The sequence below is a fragment of the Flavonifractor sp. An112 genome (genome assembly GCF_904377885.1).
In the GTDB taxonomy this organism is placed as follows: domain Bacteria; phylum Bacillota; class Clostridia; order Oscillospirales; family Oscillospiraceae; genus Flavonifractor; species Flavonifractor avicola.
In genome coordinates, this window is sequence record NZ_CAJFGT010000029.1 from 12,329 (window position 1) to 28,671 (window position 16,343).

The following is a 16,343-nucleotide window of genomic DNA, read 5'->3' on the forward strand; positions in this document are numbered from 1 at the left end:
CCGCCCGGCAGGGCGGCCTTTCTTGCGTAAAAATCAGGCTATTCAGAGGGACTCCCGGTGGAAAAGACGGTGGAAAAATCCCCCTCGCTTCTCCTGGGGAGCCGGGGCATTGGCAACGGCCCGGGCCTCCCGCACAGCTTGCTCCATCAGCGCCGCCTGGGCGTTGACAGCGGGGGCACCCTCCTGGCGGGGTACCGGCGTGTAGCTGCCGTCGGGCTCCATGTTGCGGGCCTTCACGTTGTCGGAGCAGAACAGCTCCACATACTGCCGGATCTGACGGCGTACGTCCGGGTCCACCACCGGGCAGGCGATCTCCACCCGGCGCTCGGTGTTGCGGGTCATCAGGTCGGCGGAGCCGATGTAGAGGCGGGTACCCTCTCCCACACCAAAGGCGTAGATCCGGGGGTGCTCCAGATAGCGGCCCACGATGGAAAAGACCCGGATGCGGTCGGTAAGGCCGGGCACGCCGGGCCGCAGGCAGCAGATGCCCCGTACATTAAGGGTTACGGGTACACCGGCCTGACTGGCCTCGGCCAGTTTGTCGATGAGCTCCCGGTCGGTGACCGAGTTGACCTTGAAGAAAATACGGGCGGGCTGGCCCTGGCGAGCCTTCTCGATTTCCCGGTCCATCAGGGCCAGAATACGGTTTTTCAAACTGTGGGGGGCCACCAGCAGCTGGTGATACTCGCCGTGGAGGTTAGAAGTGGACATATTCTGGAAGAAGGCAGCGCCGTCACCGCCGATGGCGGGGCTGGCGGTCATAAGGCAGAAGTCGGTATAAAGCTTGGCCGTCTTTTCGTTGTAGTTGCCGGTGCCGATCTGGGTGATGTACTGGATGCGGCCCTTGTCCCGGCGGGTGATAAGGCAGATCTTGGAGTGGACCTTGTAGTGCTCAAAGCCGTAGAGGATGGTACAGCCCGCCTCCTCCAGCCGCTGAGCCCAGGCAATGTTGTTCTGCTCGTCGAACCGGGCCCGCAGCTCCATGAGCACGGTCACGTCCTTGCCGTTTTCCGCCGCCGCCGCCAGATATTCCACCAGCTTGGCGGTGGAGGCCAGCCGATAGATGGTGATCTTGATGGACAGCACCGCCGGATCGTTGGCGGCCTCCCGTACCAGCTGGAGGAAGGGCTCCATGGAGTGGAAGGGGTAGAAGAGCAGCATATCCCGCCGTAAAATCTGGGGGATCAGCTTTTCGCCCTTGACCAGACCGGCGGGCCACTGGGGGGTATAGGGAGGATAACACAGGGCGGCGGCGCTCTCCTCGGGCAGCTTGCCTTCCAGGGAGTAGACATAGCCCATAATGAGGGGGCTTTTGGACCGGAACACCTGCTCGGCGGTCAGATTGAGCCGCTGGCAGAGGAACTGCTGCAGTTCAGCGGAGGCATCTCCCTGGATCTCAAGCCGTACGGGAGCCAGTCGGGCCCGCTTCTTCAGTACCTTCTGCATATGGGCCCGAAAGTCCTCGCCTACATCGTAGTCCTCGTCCTCGGGGCTGATGTCGGCGTTGCGGGTGACAGAGATAACGCACTTCTCCTCCACCTGATAGGTCTCAAAGAGCTGATCGGCAAAGTGAAGGACCACCTGCTCGGTGAGCAGGTAACGCAGGCCCTGTTCCTCCAGCTGGAAGTAAGGAGGAAGGGCCTTGGGAATGGGTACCAGGCCAAAGCAGCGGGTGTTGCCCAGCCGCAGGGTGAGGGCGATGGTCAGGCTGTTGGAGGGCAGGTGAGGGAAGGGGTGGTGGCTGTCCACCACCATGGGGGACAGGATGGGCTGCACATAGTCCCGGAACCACCGCTCCACCTGCTTGCGCTCCTTGCCATCCAGCTCCCCGGGGGTCAGGTTGCAGATGTTGCAGGTCCGCAGCCGCTTCTCCAGCTGGGAGACGATCTTGTCCTTCTGCTTGTACAGGCCGGGCACCGCCTTGAAGATAGCCTGAAGCTGTTCAGTGGGGGTGAGGCCGCTCTTGCTGTCCACATGGGTCTGCTTGGACAGGGTCATGTCGTAGATGGACCCAACCCGGATCATGAAGAACTCGTCCAGGTTGCTGGTGAAAATAGCGGCAAATTTCAGCCGTTCGAAGAGAGGGACGCTCTCGTCCTTGGCTTCCTCCAGCACCCGCTCGTTGAAACGCAGCCAGGACAGTTCCCGCTCCTGGGTATAGCGTGTGTCGATCTCTTTATGCATCATGGCTTGTTCCCTCCATCACGCGGCGGAGCAGATAGCCCTCCCGGACGCCGCAGGCGCTGACCGATACGGTGGATACCTCATAGGCGTCCAGAATGGCGGTGAGGATGGCCAAACCGGGCAGAATGGTGTGGACCCGGTCGGGCACCGAGCGCAGGATCTGCCGCAGGGTATCCTGATCGCCCTTTTTCAGCCCCTTGTACAGGGCGTGGATCTCCCCGGCGGGGATGATCCGGTTGTCCGGATCGGCGCCGGACAGGTCGTTGCACAGCTTGGCGGCGGCCCGGAAGGTGCCGCCCACGCCGGTCAGGTGACTGCACCGCAGACCGGCGGTTTTGGCCTTTTCCAGCTCCTCCCTCACGTCAGAGCGGATGGCCTTCCGCTCCTCCTTGGTGGGGAAAAGGCCGGAGACGTGTTTGGTGAAGAGGGACAGGGAGCCCATAGGCAGGGAGCAGCCTGAGGTGATGGCCCCGTCCTGGTAGGCCACCAGCTCGGTGGAGCCGCCGCCCACGTCGGCCAGCATCCCGGAGCCCGGCGCCCCGCCGCCCACGGTGGCCCCCAGGAAGGAGAAGGCGGCCTCATCGGCCCCTGACAGCACCTCAACCTTGATCCCGGTCACCGCCTCAATGGTCTCCAGGGCCTCCTCAGTATTGACGATATTGCGCAGGGAGGCAGTGCCGAATACATAGAGGTTGGCAATGTCAAAATTGCGTAGCAGGGCCTTGAAGCCCGCCAGCACCCGACAGGCCACCAGAATGCCGCTGTCGGAGAGCAGGCCGTTTTTGATGTAGCCGGCCAGGCCGGCCATCTCCTTTTTATTCATGAGGAGCTTGAACTTCTGCCCCTCCCAATGATAGATGGATAGGCGGATAGTGTTGGAACCCACATCCACGATCCCGCATTTCATGTGATGATACACCTCTCTTTAGAAGTCTAGTTTACGCGATTTCCGTAGCATTATCAATGGGATTTACAGAAGATTTACAAGCCTCATCCATGGTCCGGCGGGCGGCCACCAGAGCCAGGCCATCCCCCAGGGTACAGAAAAAGGCGGACAGAACAGCAAGCTCCTCGGCGGAGCGATTGTGAGCCAGCCGGGCGGCGGCCAGCGCGGCGGCAGCAAGCAGGGTTTCTCCGGAAGGCGGGGTGTACACGGGCCTCATCTCCCTTCTTTCCAATGTATGGCGGCGGGAGATGCGGGTTGACGGCGGAGGCGGATGTGGATACAATGAAAGGAACGAAAGGGGAAGAACCGTATGAATATGCCTCTCATTCTGCTTTATAATTTGGATACCCCCAAGGGGGCCAAGATCCGGCGGATGTGCCTGCCTCTGGGTCTGCGGACCCGGCTTGTGACGCCGGAGGAGTATGGCCTGCCGCTGGGCGAGCTGGCGGAGGGCGCCGCCCCTGAGACCCCGTGGACCGGAGAGACCTTTGGGGACGAGATGCTGGTGCTGGTCAACTGCACCGGACCCCTGCTGGACCGGTTCCTCCAGGGCTTCCGGCGGAACAAGATCCCGGCAGTCTATCTCAAGGCAGTGCTGACCCCCACCAACCGGACCTGGAACTCGGTGGCCCTCCACGGTGAGCTGGTCAAGGAACGGCAGGCCATTGCCCAGGGCCAGGGAGCCCACGCCGGGCAGACATCTGGGGAAGAGGGGAACTGACGTGCACAACGAACTGACCAAAAAGGACATTCAGATGATGCGGGAGGAGCTGGATTACCGCCGTATCCAGCTGCGCCCCCAGCTGCTGGAGGCGGTGAAGGAGGCCCGGGCCTTCGGTGACCTCAGCGAGAACTTTGAGTACAAGGCCGCCAAGCAGGAGAAAAACCGGAACGAGGGCCGCATCCGCTACCTGGAGAATATGATCCGCACCGCCAAGGTGCTGCCGGACGAGCCGGTGACCGATGGGGTAGGACTCTATGATAAGGTGACCGTGTTTCTGGAGGACGAGGGGGACACCGAGACCTACCAGATCGTCACCACCATGCGGCAGGACGCCCTCCACGGGCTCATCAGCAAGGAGTCGCCCATGGGCCGCGCCCTGCTGGGCCGCAAAGTGGGAGAGACCTTCCGCATCCAGGTCAATGACAGCTACGGCTATGATGCTAAGGTATTGGCCATTGAGAAGGGAGAGGACGACGGTTCCGCTCCGCTCACCGGATTTTAAGGAAAAAAGGACGCATTGCACAGGCAATGCGTCCTTTTTTGTTTAAAAGCCCCAGGCGGATTTCAGCAGGGACAGGGCGGGGGCCATGTCCTCGGCAGCCACCCGGGTATAGCCCATGATGAGGGCTGGCGGCCGGTCTATGGGGGGCGGAGTCAGGTCGCAGATGGACAGGGGAGACACTCCAACACCCACCTCCGCCGCCCGGGCGGCCAGCTCCTGTTCATTCCACCGCCGGTCCATCCACAGCAGCAGGTGGAGGCCGGCGTCGCCTCCGTCAAAGGAACCCACCTGGGTCAGACCGGTGTCCCGGGCGGCGGCCAGCAGGGCCTCCCGCCGGGCCTTGTACCGGGTGCGGGTGCGGTTCAGGTGACGCTCAAAGTGGCCCCGATCCATGAACCGGGCCAGGGCGTACTGCTCAAAGGAGGGGACGGTGGAGGAGTAGAACCAGAACTCCCGCCGCCACCGCTCCAGCAAGTGGGGGGGCAGCACCATATAACTGATGCGCAGGGAGGGAGCCAGACTCTTGGCAAAGGTATTGAGGTAGATGACCCGCTCCCCGTTGTCCAGACTTTGCAGGGCCGGAATGGGCCGGCCGGAGAAGCGGAACTCGCTGTCGTAGTCGTCCTCCAGAATATAGCGCCCCAGCTGCTGGGCGGCCCAGCGCAGCAGGGCTTGACGCCGGGTCACCGGCATGATGATGCCCAGAGGAAAATGGTGGGAGGGGGTGACGTGGACCACCTGTACCTTGTGCCGGTCCAGCTCCTCCACCATCAGGCCCTGGTCGTCCAGGGGGATGGGTTCCACCTGGGCCCCGCAGCTGCCCAGAATGCGGTGAGTCTTGGTGTAGCCGGGGTTTTCTACCCCGTAGCGTCCCTCCCGGCCCAGCAGCTGGACCAGTAAGCTGGTGAGCACTTCCGACCCGGCGCCTACCACGATCTGAGCAGGGTCCGCCCGGATGCCCCGGAAGCGGTAGAGGTGGGCGGCAATGGCCTCCCGCAGCTCTGGTACCCCCTGGGGATGGGGGGTGTTGAGCAGGGTGTCCTCCTGCTGAGACAGCACCTCCCGCATCAGCTTGGCCCAGGTGGCAAAGGGGAAGAGGGCGGTATCCACCGCGCTGGTGGAGAAGTTGTAGCGGAAGGTGGGGCGGGCGGGTTCCTCGGTTGGAGGCAGAGGGCCGGTGGAAGTCCTGGCAGGCGTGGCCTCCGCCGCCTGTACAAAGAAGCCCCGTTTGGGCTGGGAGCGGAGGTAACCTTCCGCCAGGAGCTGGTTATAGGCCCCCTCTACCGTTACCACGCTGATTTTCAAGTGGGCGGCAAGGGCCCGCTTGGAGGGCAGCCGCTCCCCGGCGGCCAACCGCCCGGCCTCGATTTCCCCGCGGATGTGGCGGTAGAGCTGCTCATACAGGGGCATGGGGGAATTGCTGTCCAGAATGGGCGTAAGCATAGGTGACCTCCTTCTGACCTGATTCTTCTTTTTGCTCAGTATAGCGGAAATAAGGTCAGAGTACAAGGACTACCGAAGTCCATCGAAAGCGGTCCCACGATAAAAAAGATTGCCGCTGTGACTGTCGTATGAAAGAGACCGTCGGGGACATACTGAACACAGACACAGAGAAGGAGGCAGGGGCCATGCAGGGAAAGGTTGAGATCTGCGGCGTCAACACGGCAAAGCTGAAGGTACTGAAAAACGAGGAGACCATGGAACTGCTCCGGCGGGTGAAGCAGGGGGACATGGAGGCCCGGGAACAGCTTATCGCAGGCAACCTGCGGCTGGTGCTGTCGGTGATTCAGAAGTTTTCCGGCCGGGGTGAGAACGCCGACGATCTGTTTCAGGTAGGGTGCATTGGCCTCATTAAAGCCATTGATAATTTCAACACCGATCTGGACGTGCGTTTTTCCACCTATGGCGTGCCGATGATAGGTATTTTGGGGAAATAGAAATACTTGAATTCAAACTCCAGGTTTCAGAATCTTGATTCTTGAGTAGGTTGGTGGTAAAATAAAGAAAACAAACCGCGGACCGCGGGCGGTCAGGAGGAGAGGATCTTATGAATACCACCATGTCAAAGCTGAGCGTGGCCGTGCGTAAACCGGTCATCAAAATCGTCAGCAAACCTACCCCTGTGACCTACATTGGGCCGGGCCGTGCCAAAGAGGCAGGCCGCCTGCTGAAAATGCTGGGCGCCAAAAAGGCCCTGGTGATCACTGATTCCTTCCTCCGCCAGTCCGGCCTGCTGGATGGGATCGAAGAGAGCATCCGGAGCGCGGGCGTGGACCATGTTGTGTATGACGGGGTTCAGCCCGATCCCACCTTTGCCATTGTGGCTGAGGCCAAAAAGGCCAGCTCCGGCTGCGACGCCGTGGTGGCAGTAGGCGGTGGATCGGTGATGGACACTGCCAAGGCGGTGGCTGCCGCCGTGGCCAACCACACCAGCGCCGAGGCCCTGGCCGGGATGCTGAAGGTGCGCCGCCGGCCCCTGCCCCTTATCGCGGTGCCCACCACTGCCGGTACCGGCAGCGAGACCACCGTGGCTGCCATCATCTCGGACTCCGCCACCCACAGCAAAAAGCAGCTGCTGGACCCCAAGCTGGTGCCCATGTTCGCCATTCTGGACCCGGAGCTGACGGTGGGCCTGCCTAAGCACACCACCGCCCACACCGCTCTGGACGCCCTGACCCACGCCCTGGAGGCCTATGTGGCGGGCTACGCCGACGAGGAGACCGACCGCCAGGCCCGCATTGCCGTCCGGCTTATCTTCCAGTACCTGCCCAAGGTCCAGGAGGACCCGACCGATCTGGAGGGCCGGGAGGCCCTGCTTACCGCCTCCTTCTTCGCAGGTATGGCCTTTACCCGTACCTATGTGGGCTACGTTCACGCCTTTGCCCACACCATCGGCGGCAAATTCGGTGTGCCCCACGGTCTGGCCAATGCGGTGCTGCTGCCCCATATCATGCGCTATTACCTGCCTGTGTGTTATAAGCGCTTTGCCGAGCTGGGACGGATGCTCAAGCTGGGGATGCCGGGTGACAGCGACCAGATTAAGGCCACCCGCTTCGTAAAGCTGCTCTACAAGCTCAACCGGCAGATGGGCATTCCCACCCGGTTTGAAAAGTTCCCCGCCTCCGCCATCGAGGAGGTTATCGACATGGCCTTCCAGGAGTGCCACGGCACCTATCCGGTGCCCCGGTACTTCACCCGGGAGCACGCCCGCAAGCTGATGGAGGCGGTGTGCGCCAAGGAAGAGGCCTGAGTTCAGGCAGTCAAGCCCGCCCCGGCTGCGGGGCGGGCTTTTCTATGATGCGTGAAGGAGGGGTCTGGATGCCGTACCAGATCACAGAAAACTGCGTGGGCTGTACTCTGTGCGCTAAAAACTGCCCGGTGGGGGCCATCACCGGCACGGTCAAGCAGGTACATACCATCGATCCCGTCCGCTGTACCCAGTGCGGGGTGTGCGGCCGGGTGTGCCCGAGAGGGGCCATCGAGGGGCCCCTGCCCGGCCTCTACAGCCATAAAGTACCCAAAGAAAAGTGGCCCAGACCGGTCATCGACACCAAGCTGTGTACCGCCTGCTCCATGTGTGTGCTTGCCTGCGGCTTCTCCTGCCTGTCCATCAGCCTGCCCCGGCAGAAGGGGGATCTGGAGGTATTCGCCCAGCTGAGCGCTCCGGACAAATGCGTGGGCTGCGGTCTGTGTGCCCGGGCCTGCGGCATTGGGGCCATCACCATGAAGGAAGGGGTGGGAGCATGATCCTGCCGGTCTATGCCCAAGTGGACCTGACAAACGGCCGGTGGCGGAAGTGTACCATCTCCGCCAGACTGTTTGAGCAATATCTGGGTGGCAAGGCCCTGGGGGCCCGGCTGCTCACCGATCTGACGACCGCGGGGCTGGACCCCCTCAGCCCGGAGGCGGTGCTCATCGTCAACACCGGACCCATGAACGATACCGGCGCCCCCAGCTCCAGCCGGTTCAACATGACCTTTAAAAACGTTCTCACCGGCGGTATCGCCTCCTCCAACTGCGGCGGACCCTTTGGGATGCTGCTGAAGAAGGCGGGCTTTGACGGACTCATTCTGTGCGGAAAGGCCCCGGAGCTGAGCATGGTGGTGGTGGAGGACGGCAAGATCCGCATCGAGGCCTGTCCCCAACTCCAGGGCCTGGACACTGAGCGCACCCAGGAAGAACTGCCGGAGCGGTACGGCAAGCTGGTCATCGGCCCAGCCGGAGAGAACGGGGTACGCTTTGCCTGCGCCGCCAGCGGCGAGCGAGTGGCCGGGCGCTGCGGGGCCGGGGCGGTCATGGGCAGCAAGAATCTGAAAGCGGTCATTGCCTACGGCACCCGTGAGGTGGTGAAGGCCAATCCCGAGGGCTTCGAGGCCCACACCCGCAAGTGGGTCAAGCTGCTGAAAAAGCACCCCATGACCGGGGACAGTCTGCCTCGATACGGCTCGGCGGGTCTGGTGAGCAAGGCCAACGCCTCCGGCGTGCTGCCCACCCACAACTTTACCCGGGGCCGGTACGAGCACTACGAGGAGGTCAGCGGCGAGACCCTGGCGGACACCAGGCTCACCCGCAACAGCAGCTGCGTCAGCTGCCCCATCCGCTGCGAGCGGCGGGTGAAGGTAAAAGGCAAGGAGGTCAAGGGGCCGGAGTACGAGACCCTGGGCCTCTTTGGACCCAACCTGGAGAACCGGGACCTGGACCTTATCAATGAACTGAACTACAAGTGCGACCTGCTGGGCATGGACACCATCTCCTTGGCGGGCACCATCGCCTTTGCCATGGAGCTCCAGGAGAAGGGGATGGGAGACTTCGGCCTGAAGCCGGGCCAGCCCGAGGACCTGCCCCGGGTGGTGGAGGATGTGGCCTACCGCCGGGGTCCTGCCGGGGAACTGTCCATCGGCAGCAAGGCCTTGAGCGAGAAGTACGGCGGCGCCGACTTTGCCATCCACGCCAAGGGGCTGGAGCTGGCCGCCTATGAACCCCGGAAAAGCGTGGGTATGGGTCTGGGCTACGCCACCGCCAACCGGGGCGGCTGCCACCTGAATGGCGGTTATCTGGCCCTTCTGGAGTCGGTGGGTGTTATCAGCATGGACGCCCAGACCCCCAAGGGCAAGCCGGCGCTGACGGTGTTCTTCCAGAACGGTATGGAGGCGGCCTCCGCCGCTGGGTTCTGCCTGTTCACCATGCAGGCCATGATCCCCGGTATCCTGTTCAAATTTGGACCTGCCAGCTTTGCCTGCCGGGCGGCGGGCAAGGTGATGCTGTCTGCCCGGCCCCTGCTGGGGCAAATCTGGAAGTTCATGCCCTGGATCATGCCCATCAACTGTATGCTGGTGCCCCACAGCAAGTCCATCTCTCTGGTCACCGGCCTGCCCATGACCATCGGAAAATTCTTTACTGTAGGGGAGCGCAGCTACAATGTGGAGCGGCTGTACAACCTGCGGGAGGGTCTGACGGCGGCGGACGACGCCCTGCCCGGACGGCTCACCAGAACGCCCCAGGACCCGGACCGGCCGGACACGGTGGTGCCTCTGGATAAGATGCTGCCGGTGTACTACAGGGTCCGGGGCTGGGATTCCCACGGCGTGCCCACCGCCAAGCGGCTGAAACACCTGGGCATCCCTCTGCCGGAGGGGGGATAAGATGGCGTTGGTGCGCTACCACGGCCGGTTGGCCGACCTTACCGGCTGCCGGGAGGAACCAATAGACGGGACCAACGTGTCCCGGCTGCTGGATCAGATCAAGAAGTACCGCGGGGTTGAGGCATACCGGCTGGCCAAGCGGAGCCACATCATTGTGGACAAACGCTCCGCTGGGGCGGAGAAAGGCTTCCGTACCCCCACGGGACCGGACAGCGTGGTGGAGTTTATCCCCGTGTGCGGCGGCGGTTAGGAGGGTACTGTGGAACTGGAGCGATACCGACGGCAGCTGGCCATCCCGGAGATCGGGGAAGAGGGCCAGCGCAAGCTGGCCGCCTCCTCGGTGCTGGTAGTGGGAGCCGGAGGCCTTGGGGGCCCGCTGCTTTACGCCCTGGCCGGGGCCGGAGTGGGGCGTTTGGTAATAGTGGACGGGGACACCGTCTCCCTCAGCAACCTGAACCGGCAGTTCCTCTTTGACCAGGCCGATTTGGGCCGCCCCAAGGCGGAGGCTGCCGCCCGGCGGCTATCCGCCTTCAACCCGGACCTGCGGGTGGAGGGGGTGGAGGCCTGGCTGGACGAGAACACTGGAATGGAGCTGCTGACGGACTGCACGCTGGCGGTGGCGGCGGTGGACAATCTGCCTGGCCGGCTTGCCCTCAATGCCGCCTGCGCTCAGAATAATATTCCTCTGGTCAATGGTGGGGTGGAGGGCTGGTACGGCTCGGTGATGGCGGTGGAGTTTGGAAAAACACCCTGCCTGGCCTGCTGCTATGCCGGGACTACGCCGGAGGAGGGTGGTCAGGCCCTGGGGGCAGTTACCGGAGCGGTGGCCTCCCTGATGGCTACCGTTGCCCTCCAGATGCTGCTGGGGCACAATCCCATCCTGGGAGAAATGTTGCTCTACGACGGCAGGCGGCTGGAGCTGGATCGTGTGCCGGTGGAGCGGAGCACGGGCTGCCCCGTCTGCGGAATATGTTGATGGAAGGACCTGCTGTGAAAACGGCAGGTCCTTTTGTCTGCCTTCGGACAAAAGCGGGCACACTGAAAGCGGAGGCGATACCATGGAAGTGCGACGCTATGTGAATGGCAAGCCGGTGTCCGGCAAGGATTTGCCGCCCCAGCAGGTGGAAAATCCGGTGCTGGTCCGTCTGCTGCGGCAGGCCAGAGCCAGAGGACGGCGGCGGTGAGGGTAAAAAAAGGAATTGCACCCGGCGGGGATCATCCGGTACAATGGACCCCATGACACAGCATCAGGAGAGAAACATGACGGAACTTGTGGAAAACCAGCCCCTGCGGGCCCTCTATATCCGGGTGTCCACCGAGGCCCAGGCGGAGGAGGGCTACTCCATCCAGGCCCAGACCGAGCGGCTGGAGGCCTACTGCAAGGCCATGGGGTGGGACAACTATCGCTGTTACACCGACGGCGGCTACAGCGGCAGCAATCTGGACCGGCCGGAGATGACCAGGCTCATCGCCGACGCTCGGGGCGGGCAGGTGGCCACGGTGGTGGTGTTCAAGCTGGACCGTCTGTCCAGAAGCCAGAAGGATACCCTATACCTTATTGAGGACGTGTTTCTGCCCCACGGGGTAGATTTTATCTCCCTCAATGAGAGCATTGACACCTCCACCCCATACGGGCGGGCCATGATCGGGATTCTGTCCGCTTTTGCCCAGTTGGAGCGGGAAAACATCTACCTGCGTACCCGAATGGGCATGGTGGAGCGGGTGCGGCAGGGTTACTGGATGGGGGGCGGCGGGGTGCCTTTTGGCTACGACTACGACCGGAGCACCGGCATCCTGGTACCCAACGCTGACGCCCCCCGGGTGCGGCAGATGTACGAGCTCTATCTGAAGGGGTGGTCCGCCCAGCGGATCGCCCACAGAATGGGGCTGAAATACGACAAGCTGGTGACCCAGATCCTCACCCGCAAGAGCAACATCGGCCTCATCTCCTACAAGGGGGAGGAGTACCAGGGCCTTCACCAACCTATCGTGCCCGAGGAACTATTTTATCTGGTTCAGGACCGGATGAAGGAGCGGGCTACCAAGCACCGGGCCGCCGGAGGGGGTCACCTGCTCACCGGACTGGTGTACTGCGGCGCCTGCGGGGCCCGGATGCGGTACATCCGCTGGGGTAAGAACGGCTATAAGCTGCGCTGCTATGGCCGGGACCCCTCCAAGCCCCACATGAAAAAGGGCGACAACTGCCAGGCTGAGGCGGTGTGGGCGGAGGAACTGGAGGAGCAGGTGCTTCACGATCTGTTCCAGGTGTCCGCCCGGCTGGGGGAGGAGGTTGACTCCGTCCCCGACCCCCTGACCCAACTGGAGGGGGAGATGGACAAGCTGGAGAGCAAGCTGAGGCGGCTCTATCAGCTCTTTGCTGAGGGGGAGGACCCGGTGCTACTGGACGAGGTGCGGGAGGTGCGCCGGCAACTGGAGATTCTGCGGCAGGACTATGAGACCGAGCAGGCCACCTGCCGCCGGGCCGCCCGGCTGGAGGACCTGCGGGAGCAGGCGGCGGGCATCAAGGACAGCTGGCCAAATCTCACCCCGGAGGAGCGGCAGGCGGTGATCCGGGACTGCGTGGAGCGCATCGTGGTGGAGGGGCCAAAAGTGGAGATCTACTACACCTTTTTGCAGCACGGAGCGGAGTCATAGACGATTTTCCCTAACGGTAGTATCGTGCCGATGATTGTTGGGGAAATCCGCCGCTACCTCCGGGACAACTCCTCTCTCCGGGTGTCCCGGTCCATGCGGGACACCGCCTACCGGGTACTCCAGGCCAAAGAGAAGTTCATGAACGAGCACCAGCGGGAGCCCAGCATGGAGGAGATCGCCAAGATGCTGGAGCTGAAGCGGGAGGACGTGGTCTTTGCCCTGGACGCCATCGTGGACCCGGTGTCCCTCTACGAGCCGGTATATGAGCACGGAGGAGATACCATCTGCGTTATGGATCAGGTGAAGGACTCCAAAAACACCGATGAGAGCTGGCTGGAGCACATCGCCCTGAAGGAGGCCATGGAGCGGCTCACCGACCGGGAGAAGCGGATTCTGCGGATGCGCTTTTTTGAGGGCAAGACCCAGATGGAGGTGTCCGCCGAGGTGGGTATCTCCCAGGCACAGGTGTCCAGATTGGAAAAAAGTGCAATAAACCGGATGAAAAAGGATCTCTGAAGAACAGATTGCGGATTTGGGGCCGTCATGATACAATGGAGGTGACAAAACGACGGAAAGGAGTTCTGATTCCCATGAGCTTTGTACTGCCTGAGTATCATGCCCCTGATTTTACCCAGCCCATGTTCCAGAACGCCCCCAGCGTAACCTTCCACCCCGCCCCCCGGGACGGTGTGGCGCCCGAAGGCTACCACGCCACCAGTATTTTCCCGGAATACTTCAAAGTCAACGGAGACTGGCTGCTGGCCGAGGAGAGCCGCATGGACTGCGTGGCCGTCCTGCGGGATGGCAAGATTGCCGTGGTAGAGTTCCGCAACCTGAAAGAGGGCGAGCCGGTGGTAGTAGGCCGGACGGAGGATGCCTCGGAGGGCATCTATATCTACGCCGATGGTTTTGAGACGGAAAAAGGGGAGCAGGAGACCTTCTCCTTCCGTCAGGGCCGCTCCAGGGAGACCGCCTACTCCATGGATTACGACTCCATCTATGAACTGCTCCGCCATGAGAAGGACCACGGGCGCATTTTGTGGGTCATGGGCCCCGCCTGCGCCTTTGACCACGATGCCCGGGACGCCTTTGCCGCTCTGGTGCGGGGTGGCTATGTCCACGGCCTGCTGGCGGGCAACGCCCTGGCTACCCACGATCTGGAGGCGGGCTATCTCCGCACTGCCCTGGGCCAGGACATTTACACCCAGAAGAGTATGCCCAACGGCCACTACAACCACATTGACACCATCAACGCTGTCCGGCTGGCGGGGTCCACCGCCGCCTTCGTCCATTCCGGCAAGGTGAAAGACGGCATCATCTACGAGTGCGTCAACCACAACGTGCCCTTTGTACTGGTGGGCTCCGTCCGGGATGACGGCCCCCTGCCCGAGGTGTACGGCAACGTGTATGAAGGCCAGGACGCCATGCGGGCTCTGGTGAAAAATGCCACTACTGTCATCTGCATGGCCTCCACCCTCCATACGGTGGCCACCGGCAACATGACTCCCTCCTACCGGGTGGTGGACGGGGTGGTGCGCCCGGTGTATTTCTACTCGGTGGACATCTCCGAGTTCGCGGTGAACAAGCTGCGGGACCGGGGCAGTCTGTCGGTACGCACCATCGTCACCAACGTGCAGGACTTTGTGGTCAACGTCCGCAAGGGCGTGCTGTAAACCAAGCGCACAAGGCCCCGGGGCTAAAAAGCCCCGGGGCCTGTCTGTTTGCATGGAAATGTAAGACAGACGGCCCGCGAAGTTTCCATCTGTGCTCTTGTATTTCCAGAACCGTCCGTATATAATATCATATAATAGGCCTTTTACAGACCTGTATGAATTGCTGATTTTAAGAAGGAGGGAGCACAGCCATGAAATTGCTCCAGCTTTTGGAACAAGACTGCACTCTGACCCCCGAGCAGCTGGCATCTATGGCCAATATGTCCGTGGAGGACGTGAAGGCGGAGATCAAGCGGTACGAGGATGAAAAAATTATTTTGGGCTATAAAGCCATTGTGGACTGGGACCGCACCGACCGGGAGGCGGTTACCGCCCTGATCGAGGTCAAGGTGACCCCCCAGCGGGGCGAGGGCTTCGACCGGGTGGCCGAGCGGATCTACCAGTACGACGAGGTGGAGAGCGTCTACCTGATGAGCGGCGCCTTTGACCTGACCGTTATCATTTCCGGCCGCACCCTGAAGGAAGTGGCCCAGTTCGTGGGGGAGCGCCTGTCCACCCTGGAGGACGTGACCGGCACCGCCACTCACTTTATCCTGCATAAATATAAGGAAAAGCACCTGATCTTTGAAAAGCAGGAGAAGCAGCCGAAGGAGTGGATTTTCTCATGAACTACGACGAGATACTGTGTAAGCGCATCCAGGATGTGAAGCCCTCCGGCATCCGGCGCTTTTTTGACATTCTGGAGGAGATGAAGGACGCCATCTCCCTGGGTATCGGTGAGCCCGATTTCGTTACCCCCTGGCACATCCGGGACGCCGGCATCTACTCCCTGGAGAAGGGATTTACCAAGTATACCGGCAACGCCGGTATGGCGGAGCTGCGGCGGGAGATTGCTGCCTATCTGGCCCGCCGGTTCGACCTGCACTACAATTTTGCCGACCAAATCGTGGTCACCGTAGGCGGCAGCGAGGCCATTGACCTGACTCTGCGCTGCCTGCTTAACCCCGGCGACGAAGTCATCGTGCCTGTGCCCTCTTTCGTGTGCTACGGGCCTCTGGCTTCCATGGCCGGTGGTACCCCGGTGTATGTGGAGCTGAAGGCAGAGAACGAGTTCCGCCTCACTCCCGAGCAGCTGAAGGCCGCCATTACCCCCCGTACCAAAGTGCTGGTGCTGCCCTTCCCCTCCAACCCCACCGGCGGCATCATGGGCCGGGAGGATCTGGAGGCCATTGCCGAGGTGCTGCGGGGCACCAACATCATGGTGCTCTCCGACGAGATCTACGCCGAGCTGACCTACGGCCAGCACCACGTCTCCATGGCCAACCTGCCTGATATGTACGACCGCACCATCGTGGTCAACGGCTTCTCCAAGAGCCATGCCATGACCGGCTGGCGGATGGGCTACGTCTGCGGGCCCGCCCCGGTCATCAAGCAGATGCTGAAACTCCACCAGTTCGGCATCATGTCCGCCCCCACTGTCAGCCAGTACGCCGCCATTGAGGCCATGCGCAACGGCGACGGCGACATCGAGCATATGCGGGACGAGTACGACGGCCGCCGCCGCTATCTGGTGGAGGGCCTGCGCCGCATTGGCCTGCCCTGCTTTGAGCCCAGGGGCGCCTTCTACGTGTTCCCCGACATCCGGAGCACCGGGCTGTCCTCCGACGAGTTCTGTGAGCGGTTCCTGATGGAGGAGAAGGTGGCGGTCATCGCCGGCTCCGCCTTTGGCGATGCGGGAGAGGGCTTTGTCCGGGCCTGCTATGCCGCATCCATCAAGGATCTGGCCACCGCGCTGGAGCGGCTGGAGCACTTCCTCAAGCACCGCTGAGTTAGCCCTCTGACCCAGCCCACGATAGAAAGGAGAGAGCAGCCATGTATATCACCTGTCTGGACATGGAGGGCGTCCTGGTCCCGGAGATCTGGATCGCGTTTGCCGAGGCCGCCGGGATTCCCGCCCTGAAGCGGACCACCCGGGATGAGCCTGACTATGACAAGCTGATGCGCTACCGCCTGGACA

At 62.2% G+C, this 16,343-nt stretch carries 16 protein-coding genes and 3 pseudogenes; 15 read left to right on the forward strand and 4 right to left on the reverse strand.

What is annotated here, in order from left to right; all coding sequences use genetic code 11:
• Window positions 1-42: 42 nt before the first annotated feature.
• From ppk1 to IHN22_RS06065, 3 genes are read right to left on the reverse strand one after another with little or no spacing between them, the layout of a single operon-like run.
• Entirely contained in the window at window positions 43-2,187 is a 2,145-nt protein-coding gene (ppk1, locus tag IHN22_RS06055; protein WP_300985680.1) for a polyphosphate kinase 1, read from the reverse strand.
• The gene (locus tag IHN22_RS06060; RefSeq protein ID WP_191434146.1) at window positions 2,177-3,091 is read right to left on the reverse strand and encodes a phosphatase; all 915 of its coding nucleotides are present in this window, start codon (window positions 3,089-3,091) and stop codon (window positions 2,177-2,179) included. The genes ppk1 and IHN22_RS06060 overlap by 11 nt, the downstream gene beginning before the upstream one ends.
• 31 nt (window positions 3,092-3,122) lie before the next feature.
• Window positions 3,123-3,347: a hypothetical protein gene (locus IHN22_RS06065; protein WP_087391096.1), complete on the reverse strand. Its 225-nt coding sequence runs from the start codon at window positions 3,345-3,347 to the stop codon at window positions 3,123-3,125.
• A 93-nt stretch (window positions 3,348-3,440) separates the two neighbouring features.
• On the opposite strand from IHN22_RS06065, the gene IHN22_RS06070 reads away from it, so the two are divergent.
• Window positions 3,441-3,851 carry a DUF3783 domain-containing protein gene (locus IHN22_RS06070; protein ID WP_191434148.1) on the forward strand — a complete coding sequence of 137 codons (411 nt, stop codon included), beginning with the start codon at window positions 3,441-3,443 and terminating at the stop codon, window positions 3,849-3,851.
• A gap of 1 nt (window position 3,852) precedes the next feature.
• Window positions 3,853-4,356 carry a GreA/GreB family elongation factor gene (locus tag IHN22_RS06075; protein ID WP_191434150.1) on the forward strand — a complete coding sequence of 168 codons (504 nt, stop codon included), beginning with the start codon at window positions 3,853-3,855 and terminating at the stop codon, window positions 4,354-4,356.
• 42 nt (window positions 4,357-4,398) lie between these two features.
• Here the strand turns inward: IHN22_RS06075 and IHN22_RS06080 are convergent, their stop codons facing one another.
• On the reverse strand, window positions 4,399-5,799 hold the full coding sequence (locus IHN22_RS06080) for a PLP-dependent aminotransferase family protein (protein ID WP_191434151.1): 1,401 nt from the start codon (window positions 5,797-5,799) through the stop codon (window positions 4,399-4,401).
• 185 nt (window positions 5,800-5,984) lie between these two features.
• On the opposite strand from IHN22_RS06080, the pseudogene IHN22_RS06085 reads away from it, so the two are divergent.
• The 13 genes and pseudogenes from IHN22_RS06085 to IHN22_RS12805 all read left to right on the forward strand — a co-directional run.
• Window positions 5,985-6,290 (forward strand): annotated as a pseudogene (locus tag IHN22_RS06085) (sigma-70 family RNA polymerase sigma factor); the annotation flags it as partial.
• 113 nt (window positions 6,291-6,403) lie between these two features.
• A complete protein-coding gene (locus IHN22_RS06090) occupies window positions 6,404-7,606 on the forward strand; it encodes an iron-containing alcohol dehydrogenase (RefSeq protein ID WP_191434153.1) in 1,203 nt (400 codons plus the stop codon).
• Between the two features lie 68 nt (window positions 7,607-7,674).
• Window positions 7,675-8,103, forward strand: a complete 429-nt coding sequence (locus tag IHN22_RS06095; RefSeq protein ID WP_087399565.1) for a 4Fe-4S binding protein — start codon at window positions 7,675-7,677, stop codon at window positions 8,101-8,103.
• Window positions 8,100-9,998 carry an aldehyde ferredoxin oxidoreductase family protein gene (locus IHN22_RS06100; protein WP_191434155.1) on the forward strand — a complete coding sequence of 633 codons (1,899 nt, stop codon included), beginning with the start codon at window positions 8,100-8,102 and terminating at the stop codon, window positions 9,996-9,998. Before IHN22_RS06095 ends, IHN22_RS06100 begins: the two co-directional genes overlap by 4 nt.
• 1 nt (window position 9,999) lies before the next feature.
• Entirely contained in the window at window positions 10,000-10,248 is a 249-nt protein-coding gene (locus IHN22_RS06105; protein WP_087331257.1) for a MoaD/ThiS family protein, read from the forward strand.
• A 9-nt stretch (window positions 10,249-10,257) separates the two neighbouring features.
• Window positions 10,258-10,974, forward strand: coding sequence for a HesA/MoeB/ThiF family protein (locus IHN22_RS06110; RefSeq protein WP_191434157.1), 717 nt, complete (start codon window positions 10,258-10,260; stop codon window positions 10,972-10,974).
• A gap of 82 nt (window positions 10,975-11,056) precedes the next feature.
• Window positions 11,057-11,182, forward strand: a complete 126-nt coding sequence (locus IHN22_RS12800; protein ID WP_300985689.1) for a hypothetical protein — start codon at window positions 11,057-11,059, stop codon at window positions 11,180-11,182.
• A gap of 76 nt (window positions 11,183-11,258) precedes the next feature.
• Window positions 11,259-12,653 (forward strand): recombinase family protein, encoded by a 1,395-nt coding sequence (locus IHN22_RS06115; RefSeq protein ID WP_191434158.1) that lies wholly within the window; start codon window positions 11,259-11,261, stop codon window positions 12,651-12,653.
• Between the two features lie 24 nt (window positions 12,654-12,677).
• Window positions 12,678-13,169, forward strand: a pseudogene (locus IHN22_RS06120) (sigma-70 family RNA polymerase sigma factor); the annotation flags it as partial.
• Window positions 13,170-13,243: 74 nt separating this feature from the next.
• Window positions 13,244-14,326 carry a hypothetical protein gene (locus IHN22_RS06125; RefSeq protein WP_191434160.1) on the forward strand — a complete coding sequence of 361 codons (1,083 nt, stop codon included), beginning with the start codon at window positions 13,244-13,246 and terminating at the stop codon, window positions 14,324-14,326.
• Window positions 14,327-14,517: 191 nt separating this feature from the next.
• Complete coding sequence (locus tag IHN22_RS06130; RefSeq protein ID WP_191434161.1) at window positions 14,518-14,994, forward strand: Lrp/AsnC family transcriptional regulator; 477 nt, start codon at window positions 14,518-14,520, stop codon at window positions 14,992-14,994.
• Window positions 14,991-16,154, forward strand: a complete 1,164-nt coding sequence (locus IHN22_RS06135) for a pyridoxal phosphate-dependent aminotransferase (protein WP_191434163.1) — start codon at window positions 14,991-14,993, stop codon at window positions 16,152-16,154. Before IHN22_RS06130 ends, IHN22_RS06135 begins: the two co-directional genes overlap by 4 nt.
• A 44-nt stretch (window positions 16,155-16,198) precedes the next feature.
• Window positions 16,199-16,343, forward strand: a pseudogene (locus IHN22_RS12805) (bifunctional phosphoserine phosphatase/homoserine phosphotransferase ThrH); the annotation flags it as partial.